Source organism: Burkholderia savannae, assembly GCF_001524445.2.
Lineage (GTDB): Bacteria > Pseudomonadota > Gammaproteobacteria > Burkholderiales > Burkholderiaceae > Burkholderia > Burkholderia savannae.
This window is the reverse complement of record NZ_CP013418.1, coordinates 1,402,447-1,415,498: the sequence shown is the minus strand read 5'-3', so window position 1 is coordinate 1,415,498 and position 13,052 is coordinate 1,402,447. Positions and strand designations below refer to the sequence as shown.

Sequence of the window (13,052 nt, the reverse complement as noted above, 5' to 3'; positions counted from 1 at the left end):
GGGCGCCGACCGTCTCGTCGTCGGATCAGTCGGCGATCGGCTGCGGCGCGCGCCGCCGCTGCCAGTTTCTTTCACTGAAATGCAGATACAGGATGCCGGGCAGGCCGAGCGCGAGCTCGCGCGCGCGCTTCGCGAGCGACAGCGCGAGCGCTGCGTCGGGCGGCAGCCCGACGAGCGGCGCGAGCAGCAGATAGCCGCCTTCCTGCGCGCCGAGCGAGCCGGGGATCGCGAACGCCGCGCCGCGGATCGCTTGCCCGACGCTCTCGAGGAGCAGCGCGTCGAGCCAGCTCACCGGATGGCCGAGAAAGCGCAGCGCGAGCCACACTTCCGCGGTGCCGACGACCCAGCCGATGAGGCTCAGCACGAATGTCGTGCGCACCTTCGCTCGCTCGCGGTACAGCTTGCCGAGCGCGTCGTCGATGGCGTCCGCGCGCGTCGCGAGCGACGACCAGTCGCGCGGGCCGAGCAGCTTCGACGCGGCGCGCAGCCCGCGCCCGAACAGGCCGCGACGCTGCGCGAAGTAGAAGAGCGCGGCGCAGCCGCCCAGCACCGCGGTCGCGATCAGCGCAGGCGTGCGCAGATGCGACGCGGCGTCGTGCGTCGCGTACGCGCTGAACGCCGCGATGCCGACGAGCGCGAACACCATCTGCGCGAGCGCCTGCATCGTCGTGCTGACCGTGATCGCGGCCGCCGCGTCGGCCAGGCGCGCGCCGCGCTGCGCGAGATGGCGGACCATCAGCACCGGCCCGCCGATCTGCCCGGCGGGCAGCAGGCTGTTGACCGATTCGCCGACCCAGCGCGCGCGCAGCGCGTCATGAAGCCCGCTGCCCGGCTCGCCGGGACGGAACATCACTGCGATCGCGGCCGCGTCGATGACGAGCGGCACCAGGTGGAACGCCGCGACGAGCGCGAGCCCCCAGCCGGCCGCGAACAGCGTCGCTGCGACCGCGCCGAAGCCCTGCCACGCGAGGAGGGCGACGAACGCCGCCGTCCCGAGCGACAGCAGGATCATGCCGGTGCGCGTCATGAGCGCGACGGGCGGCGCGTCGCCGTTTGCTTGAATACCTGACGGAAGCCGAAGTACGCGATCGCGTCCTTCATGTTCGACACGAAACGTTTCCACGGCCGCATCCCGGGGTCGGTCACGTACTCGAACGTCAGCGACACGCGGATCTCGTTCTCGCCGAGCGGTGTCACGCGGTGGCGCAGCTTGTCGCCGTCGAAGAACACGATGCCGCCGTGCGCGATCTGCACCGAACCCGGCTCGTCCGCGACGCCCGGGTTGCGCGTGTGCAATTCGTAGTCGAGGCGGCTCGTCGAATCGTCGATCACGCCGAAGAGCAGCGTGTAGCGGCGGCCGTCGTAGTACGACGTGTCGTAGTGCCAGCCGATGTGGTCGCCCGGCTTCGTGTAGTAATACAGCGCGTACGCGTGCGGATCGTCGTCCGGCGACGGCAGCAGCCTGTCGCCCGTCAGCGTCTCGAGGAAGCCGACGAGCGCCTTCGAGCGGTACAGCTCGGCGATGAGCGGCGCCTTCTCGTCGATCGTGTGGCGGCTTACGCTGCCGCCTTGCTTGTGCCCAGGCAGGAAGTTGCGGTTGATGTCGGGCACGAGCGCGCGGGCGCAGTCGGCGAGGCGGCCGGCGAGATCCTTCGGCAGGAATTCGTCCAGGTAGACAAACGCGTCCTGCCGCGCGAAATCGCCGCGCAGCCGCGCGGCGTCGAGCGCGCCGATGCGCGCGGCGACGGCTTCGTCTAGCGTGCCGTGGGCCGCGCAGGCTTCGGTTTCCGTGATCATTTGGTGGGTTGGATTTCGGTTGAATTGGGCGCGCGGGACGCGCTGCCGCGGCGCACGATGCGCCAGTAATCGATCACGACCCACGCCGCGAAGAGCGGCGCGCCGATCGCCGCCGCGAGGAGGAACGGCTCGACGCTGTCGAGCAGCGTGACGACGGGAAGCAGATACAGCACGTCCTCGGTCTCGAAGCCGCCGACGAATGCCTGCTTCGTGCCCGCCTTGCCCGCGAACGACTCGATCCGCATCCGCAGAAAGAAGATGAGCGCGACGGCCGCGCCCGCGAGCGCGCCGAGCAGCACGGGCGACGCGGCCATCTGGCCGCCCGCCGCGACGACGCCGGCGCCCATGCTGACGAAGAGCGCAACCGTGACGAGCGCGTCGCTCGCGAGATCGTAGAAGTGGCCGAGCTTGCTCGACTGGCCGCTGATCCGTGCGAGCTCGCCGTCGGTGTGATCGACGAAATTGGACAGCACGATCAGGAAAGCGCCCGCGTTGATCCAGCCGAAGCCGGGTTGCGCGAGGCACCACGCGCCCGCGAGGCCGATCAGCAGGCGCAGCGTGGTCAGGTGGTTCGGCGTCACCGGCGTGCCGACGAGCGGCGTGACGAGCCGGCGTGCGAGTCGGGCGTCCCACGTGCGGGGAGGTGGGCTCGAAATGCGGCTGGCGGCGGATTTTCTTGGGTCCATCGGCGAAATATATACGGAATCGTAATTTATTGCTTTTTCATGACTGAGGCGCCCGATTGTACGGGGGCGGAAAGTGTGGTGTAAGGTTTGGCCTTTGCCGGGAGCGGGACGCCGAGATGTGGCGGTCGCCCGCCGCGTGATGGCGCGCGTCGCCTGAAGTTGATTTCGGGCAAATATCCAGCAAATCCGGCAAGTTACTTTTGCACGGGGCGGACACTATGCCGCGGCGCGCTCTGCGATACTCGGGCCGTGCTTGCGCCGCCGGCCCGTGACCGCCGCCCGCGCCGCAAGCGCGCGCCACTCCGGAGACACCCTTGCGGCGCTGCGTCGCCAGATCTAATACAACCGTTCGACATTCAGCCATGCCAACCTCTCGTATCCTCGCTCCCAGCCTGCGCTCCCTCGTCCGCACCGCCGACGAGGCCGCCGCGCTGATCGGCCCGAACATGACCGTCGCGATGAGCGGCTTCACCGGCTCCGGATATCCGAAAGCGGTGCCGGCCGCACTCGCCGCGCGGATCGCGGCGTCCCACGCGCGCGGCGAAGATTTCCGCATCAACGTGCTGACGGGCGCGTCGACCGCGCCCGAGCTCGACGGCGCGCTCGCGAAGGCGAACGGCATCTCGATGCGCCTGCCGTACCAATCCGATCCGACGCTGCGCGACAAGATCAACGCGGGCGAGCTCGACTATCAGGACATCCACCTGAGCCACGTCGCGCAGTACGCGTGGTTCGGCCTGTTCGGCGAGCTGGACGTCGCGATCGTCGAAGTGGCGGGCATCCGCGAGGACGGGAGCCTGATTCCGTCGGCGTCGGTCGGCAACAACAAGACGTGGCTCGACCAGGCGAAGCGCGTGATCCTCGAAGTGAATTCGCGGCAGCCGCTCGGCCTCGACGGAATGCACGACATTTATTACGGCACCGCTTTGCCGCCGAACCGCAAGCCGATTCCGCTCGTGAAGAGCGACGACCGGATCGGCGAGCCGTATCTGCGCTGCCCGGCCGAGAAGATCGTCGCGATCGTCGAAACGGACGCGCCCGACCGCAGCAACGCATTCGCCGCGCCCGACACGGCGTCGAAGCAGATCGCCGGACTCCTGATCGATTTCCTGCGCCACGAGATCAAGCGCGGCCGCCTGCCCGAAAACCTGCTGCCGCTGCAGTCGGGCGTCGGCAACATCACGAACGCGGTGCTCGCCGGCCTCGGCGAAGGCGGCTTCTCGAACCTGACCGCGTACACGGAAGTGATCCAGGACGGCATGCTCGACCTGCTCGCGAACGGCACGCTGAGCTTTGCGTCGGCGACCGCGCTGTCGCTGAGCCCGGACGCCGTGAAGCGCTTCGCCGACGAGATCGACACGTTTCGCTCGAAGATCGTGCTGCGGCCGCAGGAGATCAGCAACCATCCGGAGCTCGTGCGCCGCCTCGGCATCGTGGCGATGAACGGGATGATCGAGGCCGACATCTACGGCAACGTCAATTCGACGCACGTGATGGGCACGAAGATCCAGAACGGCATCGGCGGTTCCGGCGATTTCGCCCGCAACGGCTATCTGTCGTGCTTCATGTCGGCGAGCACCGCGAAGGGCGGTGCGATCTCGCGGATCGTGCCGATGGCGAGCCACGTCGACCACACCGAGCACGACGTCGCGGTCGTCGTGACGGAGCAGGGGCTCGCGGATCTGCGCGGATTGTCGCCGAAGCAGCGCGCGCGCAAGGTCATTGCGAATTGCGCGCATCCCGACTATCGGCCGATGCTCGACGACTACTTCGAGCGCGCGAGCCGCGAGAGCTTCGGCAAGCAGACGCCGCATCTGCTCGGCGAAGCGCTGTCTTGGCACGAGCGCTATGTGCGAACCGGATCGATGAAGGCCTGACGATCGGTTCCTCGAGGCCCCGCGCGTGCGGTGGTCGACGCTCGGGCGGACATCGGACTGACGAAACGGCGCGGCGCCGGATGGTGGCCGCGCCGTTTCGTTATTGGCGGCGTCGTGCGCAGAGGACCGGCAAAGGGCGGCGTCGCGGCCGACGCGCCGCGGGGCGCGCAGGCGGGAGCGCCTTCTACTATCTAGTAGCGACTAGATAGATACTGGATACACGCCGACACGCTGGCGCGACGAAATGCGCTGCGTCGTTCGTTCCGATGCCCGTGTCGAGGAGCGAGCGAGCCGACCGGGGCGCAGCCGGGACGGGAGTGAGAACACGACATTGCCCGAATGGCGCGTTCGAGCAGGCAATCGAGTCCATGAGCTTCGGGTTGCTTATAAATATGGATCGTGGCACGAGCGCTGGCGCGGCACGGGGCATCGGGCGCGCAATTCCCGAGGATGTATTCGGTTCCGTGGGGAAACCGCAGGCACTTAATCGTCTCTAAAACTGTTCGTCATCCTACTGAATGACATGACGATCGATCCTGTCGGACCGATCGTCGCTGCCGTCGTGCAGCGGACGAGCATCCGGGCCTCAAACGACAAGTAAAACGCCTTCTTGGGACCACGCCGATCCATGCGCTATCGCGTTGGTATCGCGCTTATAGCGGACAGACGATCCAGTCGGCAAATAAGTTGTCTCTCAGTCGAGTTAAATTGATCCTAATGTAACAAAGATGTTTCACCCGCCGCCTTGATGCGCATTCGCGCCGCGTTCTCGCTTCATTGGCTTTGATGTACGTGCGGCGGGCATTTTCGGCCCGCTTGCAATTCCGGCGAGGTGGGTTTATTGTGGGTCGACAGGCCGCGCAAACGATTGCGAATACATATTAAGTAGTCGAAGAAGCCTGATCGGAATGTATGAAGTAGTGATTGAGTAATTCGGCAGGCGGGTTAAGAAAAAGCGATCGGAAGGATCGCGCAAGATAAAAATCTCCGCGTCGTTCGAAACTCGCTCCGCTTCGGAGGCAATCCTTATATTTCAATTTCATTGAATCAAACTTACAGTTCCGTTTGTAAGAAAAATTTATTTCTGCTTGCCAAATTTACGAGCGTTCTATAAGTTTACAGCGTAGACTGTAACGATATGAATGATTGTCACGCCGTTGTCGTTGAGGGCCACTAAGGTGTGACGTTTCAGATTAAACCCGGTGCTTGGATGATATTTCCGCCGCAAATGCGACGGCGTAGTGATTTATGTGCGCGCCGTATTTGATTTAATGGAAGTGCATCTTACCGATCGCCGATGCGGAAGGCTGGCGCTAGCCAGCTCGCAGGGATCGGGCTGGGCGGAAGGGGCGGGTTAATATCGCTGAGAAAAAAACCGGCGGCGTAAACGGTTTCCGTGGAATATTTTCCTGGAACCCGCAGGCGTTCGTTTGTCTTATTCCAGCGGATACTAATCTAATTCCCCAAAACGCTTTGGCAGATAGTAAGCATCGAGTTATGTGGTCGCTAATACATTCGAAGAATTAAGTTTGGGCATTTTGACGGAACGCAAACTAATCTAGCTTTGCGAAGTCGGTTCCCGACGCTTGTGATTTGTGGATAGACCATGAACGACGTTGCACTACCGGGCCAGTCGCCGGACTTGCTGGATTTCGACGAAGATTTTATCAAAATCGACGCAGCCATCTGCGAATACGATTCCGTCGGCTACGCGCCTCAGCGCAAGGGAGAGGGCGCGTTCCAGTGGGTCTCCGTCGAAACCGGATGTCTCGCCCTATTGAAAAAGGCGAAAGACGTGCGGGTCGCTATTTGGCATCTGCGCGCGTGCATCGCGCGGCGCGGCTTGAGCGGACTCGCCGACGGCACGCGATTGCTGGCCGATTTGATGAGCGCACCCGTCGAGGAATTGCATCCTCGCGCGTTGCCTGACGAGTCGCCCGGCGAAACCCTTTTGATTCATCTTGGCTGGCTTGCTGGTTCGCAGTTCCTGCATCAGCTCGGCAGTTCCCGGTTCGAAGACCGCGACGCAACGCTCAACGATCTGATCGGCGGGCGGGCGGCTTCGATCGTGGAGGATCCTGATTATCGCATTAGAGCGAATACTCTTGTACATGACATTCAGGATTCCTTATCGAGAATCAGGGAATCGATAGCTGCGGTGGAGCAGGAGCTCAACGTCGCACGCGCGCTCGAACTGTTGAGCGTCGCGTCGTCGCGGCTCGTGCAGGCGCATTCGGAGGCGGACGAGGTGAACAAGACGAACGCCGCAGGTACGGAGTCGGTGGACTCGACGCCCGGTGGCGCGCCTGCGCCCGATACGCGGCAACCGTCCGCCGGGCCGGGCGGCGCGCTGAGGTCGAGGCAGGAAGTCGGTGCGGCGCTCGAGCGAATCGTCGAGTACTTCCGCTTGCACGAGCCGAGCCATCCGGCGCCGATCTTCCTGTCGCGGATTCAAAGAATGCTAGGGGCGGGTTTCGAGGAGGTGATGGCGGAGCTCTATCCCGAGGCGGCGTCTCTCGTGGCCCAGCTGAACCGGCCGCAGAGCTCTATCAAGTAACGTGAACAACTTCGTGTAGAGGGTTTGCTCATCATGGTTCGACAAAAGGATGGACAGAAATTCATCGGGGAGAGTCGTGCGCCCCGTGTGCAGATTGAATACGACGTCGAGGTTTACGGGTCGCAAAAGAAGGTCGAGTTGCCGTTCGTCGCGGGCGTGATGGCGGACCTGTCGGGCGACAACGTCGAGCCGCTCGGCCCCGTCGAGGATCGGCGCTTCCAGGAGATTGACGTCGAGAACTTCGACGAGCGCATGGCGCAGATCGCGCCGTCGCTCAGCTATCACGTGAAGAACGTGCTGACCAACGACGGCACGCTGATTCCGATCGATCTGACGTTCACGTCGATGGAATCCTTCGAGCCCGCGGACGTCGTCAAGCGCATTCCCGAGCTGTCGACGCTGCTCGAGGCACGCAGTCGCCTGAAGGAGCTCTTGACCTACATGGACGGCAAGGCCGCGGCGGAAGACGTGATTCAGGAGTTGCTGAAGAGCCCGCAGTGGGCGAACGAGGCCGAGGCGACGGAGCAATCCGGCGGCAACGGCGAAGGCGACGGCCAACAACCGGAAGAGGGTGCGAAATGAGTATGCAGCAGCTTGAATCGTCTGCCGAGAAGGTAGTCGTCGATCAGAACAACGTCAACGAAGATCTGAAGGACATCCTGCGCCGCTCGTTCCGGCCGCGCACCAACGAGGCCGCGGAGGCGGTGCAGAACGCCGTCGAAACGCTGCTCACGTATGCGCGGCGCAGCCGGGTCGTGGTTCGCGAGGACGTCGCGCAGACGATCGAGCAGCTGGTCGCCGAGCTGGACAAGAAGATCTCCGAGCAACTGACGCTTGTGCTGCACAACAAGCGCTTCCAGAATCTCGAAGGCGCGTGGCGCGGATTGCACTATCTCGTATCGAACACCGACACGAGCGAGAACCTGAAGATCCGCTACCTGAACATCTCGAAAGCGGATCTCGGCAAGACGTTGCGGCGCTTCAAGGGCGTCGTGTGGGACCAGAGTCCGATTTTCAAGATGATCTACGAGCAGGAATACGGCCAGTTCGGCGGCGAGCCGTTCGGCTGCCTGATCGGTGATTTCTATTTCGACCACAGCATGCAGGACGTGTCGATCCTGACCGAGATGTCGAAGATCTCGGCGGCCGCGCACGCGCCGTTCATCGCGGCCGCCGCGCCGGGCCTGCTGCAGATGGACGACTGGAGCGAGCTGTCGAATCCGCGCGACGTGTCGAAGATTTTCACCGCGACCGAATATGCGTTCTGGCGCCGCCTGCGCGAGAGCAACGACTCGCGCTATCTCGCGCTCACGCTGCCGCGCTTCCTTGCTCGCGTGCCGTACGGCCCGAAGACGCAGCCCGTCGAGGAGTTCGGTTTCGAGGAGAAGGTCGACCCGAACCGCGCCGAGGATTTCTGCTGGGCGAATTCCGCGTACGCGATGGGTGCGAACATCACGCGCGCGTTCAAGACATACGGCTGGTGCACGAAGATTCGCGGCGTCGAGTCGGGCGGCGCGGTCGAGGTGCTGCCGAAGTTCGTGCTGCCTTCGCAGGATCGCGAAGTCGACCTGCACTGCCCGACGGAAATCGCGATCTCGGACCGGCGCGAGCACGAGCTGTCCGAATCGGGCCTGATGCCGCTCGTGTACCGGAAGAATTCGGATACCGCGGCGTTCATCGGTGCGAAGACCGTCCATCGTCCGGCGATCTACGAGGACGACGACGCGACCGCGAACTCGAACCTGTCGTCGCGCCTGCCGTACATCTTCGCGACGTGCCGTTTCGCGCACTACCTGAAGTGCATCGTTCGCGACAAGATCGGTTCGTTCAAGTCGGCCGAGGATACGCAGCGCTGGCTGAACGACTGGCTGATGAACTATGTGGACGGCGATCCGAGCATCTCGAGCGAGGTCACGAAATCGCAGCGTCCGCTGTCGGCGGCGGAAGTGGTCGTCGACGAGATTCCGGAAAACCCCGGCTACTATCGCGCGCAGTTTTTCCTGCGCCCCCATTTCCAACTGGAGGGTTTGACCGTTTCTCTCCGGCTGGTTTCGAAACTTCCGTCGACCAAGCACGAGGTGACGACCTGAGCCGCGACTACCGGGCCGGTTGCGGTTTCGCTTAAAGAAGGAGGTGTTCGAGGCGTTGCGGGGCGGAGTCGATGCGTCTCGCAGCGGATTCAACAGCGGTCTTTTCGATATGGTCTTGTTATAACTAATTAGGAGTTCATAGCATGGCAAATGCGTTGGTTGATTACTTCTTGCAGATCGATGGCGTCGAGGGCGAGTCGACCGATCAGCAATATCCCGGTCTGATCCAGATTCAGAGCTGGCAGTGGGCGGAAGAGAACTCGGGCCGTTGGGGCTTCGGCAGCGGCGGCGGCGCGGGTAAGGTCGAGATGAAGGACTTCGAGTTCCGCATGGTGTCGAACAAGGCGTCGCCGAAGCTGTTCCTGATGTGTGCGACGGGTGAGCACATCCAGAACGCGAAGCTGATCTGCCGCAAGTCGGGCAAGGGCCAGCAGGAGTTCCTGACGATCTCGTTCGCGAGCGGCCTCGTGTCGTCGTTCCGCACGCTCGGCAACATGCCGATTTCGCAGCTCGGCCACGCGAGCGGCGAAGTCGACGGCGTGCTGCCGACCGACCAGATCCGGATCAACTTCGCCCAGATCGAGTTCGAGTATCGCGAGCAGCGTAACGACGGCACGATGGGCGCAGTGATCAAGGCCGGATACGACCTCAAGCAGAACGCCCCGATCTAACCCGTCGGAAGGTTCTAGTTTCCAGGCTAACCTTGGGCAGTGTTGTGGCCTCGCGCCACAACACTCGGGAACATGCACGTGAGCGATCTTCAACTCTACAACAAGCTGTCCAGACGGATTCGTCGTCATTCGCTTCAAGAGGTCGTCGCGGATCACTTGGTCGACCTGATGAATTATGCGATTCGCGGCGCGCGCATGCGCATCGCCGACGACAGTCCGGCAGCGCATTCGGTGCTGAACTTCGGCTGTCCGCCGATGCAGGCGGCCGGCGCGACGAAGATCAATCCCGCGCATGCGGCCGCGCACATCTGCGAGGTGATTCGTCGCTTCGAGCCGCGCGTCGATTCCGCCAGCACGACGGTCAAGCCTCGGACCGAGAGCCACAGGCGCTTGCCGCAGACGATCTACTTCGACGTGTCGATGAAGGCGCGCGAAGACGGAGCCGAGCTCAGGGCGAGCCTCGCGCTCGATTACCTGAGCGGGTATTTCAGCCTAGCGGATGACCGGTGAGCGACGAACGGCGATGAATTTTCTCGACCACTACAACGACGAATTGCGCCAGCTGCGCGATGCGGGTGCGCGCTTTTCGAAAGAGCATCCGCAGGTCGCGTCGGCGCTCGGGCTGCATCCGGATGCGGTCACCGATCCGTTCGTCGAGCGGCTGCTCGAGGGCGTCGCGTATCTGTCGGCGCGCGTGCAGAAGCGGCTCGACCGCGAATGCGCGGAGTTCGCGCAACAGGCGCTCGGGCGCATTTGCCCGCTCTACACGGCGGCCACGCCTGCGATCTCGACGTTCGCGTTCCATCCGGATCTCGGCTCGCCCGACGCGTTTCGAGGCAACACGCTGCCGCGCGGCTCGCTCATCGCCGCTCATTTGCCGGGCCGCAAGCTGCCCGTGATGTTCTCGACCGCGCGCGACGTCACGCTGTTGCCGCTGCGCCTCGCGTCGGTCGAGTGCAGCCGCAGCATCACCGGGCTGCCGTCGCTGCTCGCACAGCGGCTCGCGTCGTCGCATGCGGTGCTGCGCTTCAGGTTCGAAGTGGAGGGCGGCGCGTCGGTCGCGGAGCTGTCGCGTGAGGACAAGGGATTCGCGCCGTTGCATCTGAGCCTTGCGGGCGACCTGCCGCGCGCGTACGCGCTGCATCGCGCGCTGCTTGCCGACACGACCGCGTGGTTCGCGCTCGTGTCGACTAATCGCGGCGACGAGGTGCTGACGCTGCCGATGTCGGGCATTCGGTTGTCCGGCGTAGACGATGCGGAGGCGCTGTTGCCGGAAGACTTCGGCGGCTTGCCGGGGCTGCGGCTGTTGCGCGAATACTTCGCGCAGCCGACGCGCCTGCTCGGCGTCTACGTCGATGCGCTCGCGGCGATTGCGGAGAAAGCGCCGTCGGCGCGCGAGTTCGATCTGTTCTTCGCATTGCGCGATGCGCCGGGCGATTTGATCGGCGACGTGGACGCGAGCCAGTTTCGCCTCTTCGCGACGCCGGCGATCAATCTGTATTCCAAACGTTTCGATCCGGTGCCGTACGACGCGAATCAGCCGGAGCAGTGGATTCCGGTCGACCGGATGCGGCCCGCCGCTCATCACCTGTGGGCGCTGACCGAGGTGTTCGTGTGCGAGACCAATGGTCGCGCGCATCGCGCTCGCTCGGTGCTCGAGACGGCGGGCTACGAAGGGCAGGACGGCTCGATTCGCTACGGCATGCGGCGCGAGGATGCGTTGCTCGTCGACGGCGTGCGGCGTGATCGGTTCGATCCGCTCGCAAGCCACGATCTGGTCGCGGTCTCGATGGTCGACGACACGCTCGATCCGGACGATGTCGCGACGATCACGGGCCGCGCGCTCGTTGCCGATCGCGACTGGCGACCGACCGCGCTGCTCGACGCCGAACTGCAACTGCTCGATCCGACGGCGGTGAAGCGCATCGAGTGTCTGTGGCCGGCGAGCGCGCCGCGCGGCAAGCCGAGCGTCGACGCGTGCTGGGAGGCCGTGTCGCACGTGGGCCGCAATCCGCTCGCGCTGCGCGCGTCGCAACAGCAGGACGTGACGGCGCGCATCGTCGAGCAATTGCTGCTCGCGATCGACAAGGACGACGCACTCGACCGCCAGCGGCTCGAGAGTTTGCGCTCGGTCATGCTGCGCTCGCGCTTCGTCGCGGCGGGCCGCTCGACGCCGACCGCGCTCGTGCGCGCGACGCAGGTCGAGATCGACATCGCCGAATCGCTGCACGCGGATCGCGGCGGCTGGCTGTTCGGGCGTCTGCTCGCGCAGGCGCTTGCCGAAGCCGCGACGCTCAACGACGGCATCGAGATCGCCGTGCGCCTCGACGGCGATGCGGCGAGCACGCACACGAACGTGGCGTCGCGCGACGGGAGGCTCGCATGACGTCGCTCGAACATGTAACGAAAGCGCTGACGCCGCGCCGCACCTTCTTCGAGTTGATGCGGCGGGTCGAAGCGTTGCAGCGCAAGCACGACAAGCGCTCGGCGCGCAAGCGGCGGTTGCCGAAGTGGCTGCGCATCGAGCAGCCGGCGGAGATGCATTTCGCGAGCACCGAAGTGGAGCGCGTGCACGTGACGCTGCCGCGCTTCATCGAGGACGACGATCACCCGGAGGTCACGGTGGTTCAGCGTCACTTCGGACTGTTCGCGCCGTACGGGCCGCTGCCGCTGCACGTGACCGAGCATGCGATGCAGGAAAAGCGCTTCGAGCGCAACGCCGCGTTCGAGCGCTTCGTCAACGTCGCGTGCGGCGACCTCGCGTGGTTGCATTACTCGGCTTGGTCGTCGATGCATCCGGTGCTCGGCTACGAGCGCGCGCGCAATCCGTTCGTCGAGCGCGTGACGGCGCTCGCCGATGCGCGCCGCGCGACGCAGGACGACGCCGATCTGCTCGAGCGTCATGCGCTCGCGTGCCGGCGCGCGTTTCCGGGCATCTACTGCGCGCCGCGCCGCTCGCTCGCCGATCTGCAACGGATGTTGCGCTCGTACTTCGGCGTTGCGCTGCAGGTGGTGCCGCGCCACGGCCGCTGGGTGCCGGTGCCGGCCGCGGCGAGTCACGCACGGCGGCTCGGCGGATGGCGGCTCGGCGCGCGGATCTGGGACGTGCAGCACTCGATCGAGATCGTGATCGGGCCGATCGAGGCCGACGAGTTTTACCGGTGGCAACGCCGCGCGGCCGCCGTCATGGCGGTGTCCGCGGTCGTGACGGATTTCGTCGACGGACGAATTTACCCCGTCATCAAGGTTCAGGTGTGGACGCGCCCTGAACTTGCAGGAAGGGTTGGGTGCATGCGCGTCGGCGTCGACGCGTGGTCAAGGCCGAATCGGGCGCTGCGCACCCTGACTGTCTTTGAATCTTTTCGGGACTAGAC

At 64.5% G+C, this 13,052-nt stretch carries 11 protein-coding genes; 8 read left to right on the top strand and 3 right to left on the bottom strand.

Features of this window, described 5'->3' with window-relative positions:
• Positions 1 to 25 precede the first annotated feature (25 nt).
• The 3 genes from WS78_RS27385 to WS78_RS27375 are packed head-to-tail and all read right to left on the bottom strand — an operon-like array spanning position 26 to position 2,483.
• Complete coding sequence (locus WS78_RS27385) at positions 26 to 1,027, bottom strand: HpnL family protein (protein ID WP_059579679.1); 1,002 nt, start codon at positions 1,025 to 1,027, stop codon at positions 26 to 28.
• Entirely contained in the window at positions 1,024 to 1,797 is a 774-nt protein-coding gene (locus WS78_RS27380) for a HalD/BesD family halogenase (protein WP_038751474.1), read from the bottom strand. The genes WS78_RS27385 and WS78_RS27380 overlap by 4 nt, the downstream gene beginning before the upstream one ends.
• On the bottom strand, positions 1,794 to 2,483 hold the full coding sequence (locus WS78_RS27375) for a CDP-alcohol phosphatidyltransferase family protein (RefSeq protein WP_038751471.1): 690 nt from the start codon (positions 2,481 to 2,483) through the stop codon (positions 1,794 to 1,796). Before WS78_RS27375 ends, WS78_RS27380 begins: the two co-directional genes overlap by 4 nt.
• 362 nt (positions 2,484 to 2,845) lie before the next feature.
• Here WS78_RS27375 and WS78_RS27370 point away from each other — a divergent pair, with 362 nt between their 5' ends.
• From WS78_RS27370 to tssG, 8 genes are all read left to right on the top strand, one after another.
• A complete protein-coding gene (locus WS78_RS27370) occupies positions 2,846 to 4,360 on the top strand; it encodes an acetyl-CoA hydrolase/transferase family protein (RefSeq protein ID WP_038751469.1) in 1,515 nt (504 codons plus the stop codon).
• A gap of 1,606 nt (positions 4,361 to 5,966) precedes the next feature.
• The gene (locus tag WS78_RS27360) at positions 5,967 to 6,917 is read left to right on the top strand and encodes a type VI secretion system protein TssA (protein WP_059579684.1); all 951 of its coding nucleotides are present in this window, start codon (positions 5,967 to 5,969) and stop codon (positions 6,915 to 6,917) included.
• Between the two features lie 33 nt (positions 6,918 to 6,950).
• Positions 6,951 to 7,499, top strand: coding sequence for a type VI secretion system contractile sheath small subunit (gene tssB / locus WS78_RS27355; protein ID WP_059579711.1), 549 nt, complete (start codon positions 6,951 to 6,953; stop codon positions 7,497 to 7,499).
• Between the two features lie 2 nt (positions 7,500 to 7,501).
• On the top strand, positions 7,502 to 9,007 hold the full coding sequence (gene tssC / locus WS78_RS27350) for a type VI secretion system contractile sheath large subunit (RefSeq protein ID WP_161788681.1): 1,506 nt from the start codon (positions 7,502 to 7,504) through the stop codon (positions 9,005 to 9,007).
• A 143-nt stretch (positions 9,008 to 9,150) separates the two neighbouring features.
• Positions 9,151 to 9,678 (top strand): Hcp family type VI secretion system effector, encoded by a 528-nt coding sequence (locus WS78_RS27345; protein WP_004530039.1) that lies wholly within the window; start codon positions 9,151 to 9,153, stop codon positions 9,676 to 9,678.
• Positions 9,679 to 9,756: 78 nt separating this feature from the next.
• Complete coding sequence (locus WS78_RS27340) at positions 9,757 to 10,188, top strand: GPW/gp25 family protein (protein ID WP_059579716.1); 432 nt, start codon at positions 9,757 to 9,759, stop codon at positions 10,186 to 10,188.
• Positions 10,189 to 10,201: 13 nt separating this feature from the next.
• The gene (gene tssF / locus WS78_RS27335; RefSeq protein WP_038751460.1) at positions 10,202 to 12,064 is read left to right on the top strand and encodes a type VI secretion system baseplate subunit TssF; all 1,863 of its coding nucleotides are present in this window, start codon (positions 10,202 to 10,204) and stop codon (positions 12,062 to 12,064) included.
• Positions 12,061 to 13,050: a type VI secretion system baseplate subunit TssG gene (tssG, locus tag WS78_RS27330; RefSeq protein ID WP_038751457.1), complete on the top strand. Its 990-nt coding sequence runs from the start codon at positions 12,061 to 12,063 to the stop codon at positions 13,048 to 13,050. The genes tssF and tssG overlap by 4 nt, the downstream gene beginning before the upstream one ends.
• Positions 13,051 to 13,052: the final 2 nt, after the last annotated feature.

Coding starts and splice junctions, on each gene's coding strand:
- WS78_RS27385 (WP_059579679.1), bottom strand. CDS start 1,027: ATGACGCGCACCGGCATGATCCTGCTGTCGCTCGGGACGGCGGCGTTC.
- WS78_RS27380 (WP_038751474.1), bottom strand. CDS start 1,797: ATGATCACGGAAACCGAAGCCTGCGCGGCCCACGGCACGCTAGACGAA.
- WS78_RS27375 (WP_038751471.1), bottom strand. CDS start 2,483: ATGGACCCAAGAAAATCCGCCGCCAGCCGCATTTCGAGCCCACCTCCC.
- WS78_RS27370 (WP_038751469.1), top strand. CDS start 2,846: ATGCCAACCTCTCGTATCCTCGCTCCCAGCCTGCGCTCCCTCGTCCGC.
- WS78_RS27360 (WP_059579684.1), top strand. CDS start 5,967: ATGAACGACGTTGCACTACCGGGCCAGTCGCCGGACTTGCTGGATTTC.
- tssB (WP_059579711.1), top strand. CDS start 6,951: ATGGTTCGACAAAAGGATGGACAGAAATTCATCGGGGAGAGTCGTGCG.
- tssC (WP_161788681.1), top strand. CDS start 7,502: ATGCAGCAGCTTGAATCGTCTGCCGAGAAGGTAGTCGTCGATCAGAAC.
- WS78_RS27345 (WP_004530039.1), top strand. CDS start 9,151: ATGGCAAATGCGTTGGTTGATTACTTCTTGCAGATCGATGGCGTCGAG.
- tssF (WP_038751460.1), top strand. CDS start 10,202: ATGAATTTTCTCGACCACTACAACGACGAATTGCGCCAGCTGCGCGAT.
- tssG (WP_038751457.1), top strand. CDS start 12,061: ATGACGTCGCTCGAACATGTAACGAAAGCGCTGACGCCGCGCCGCACC.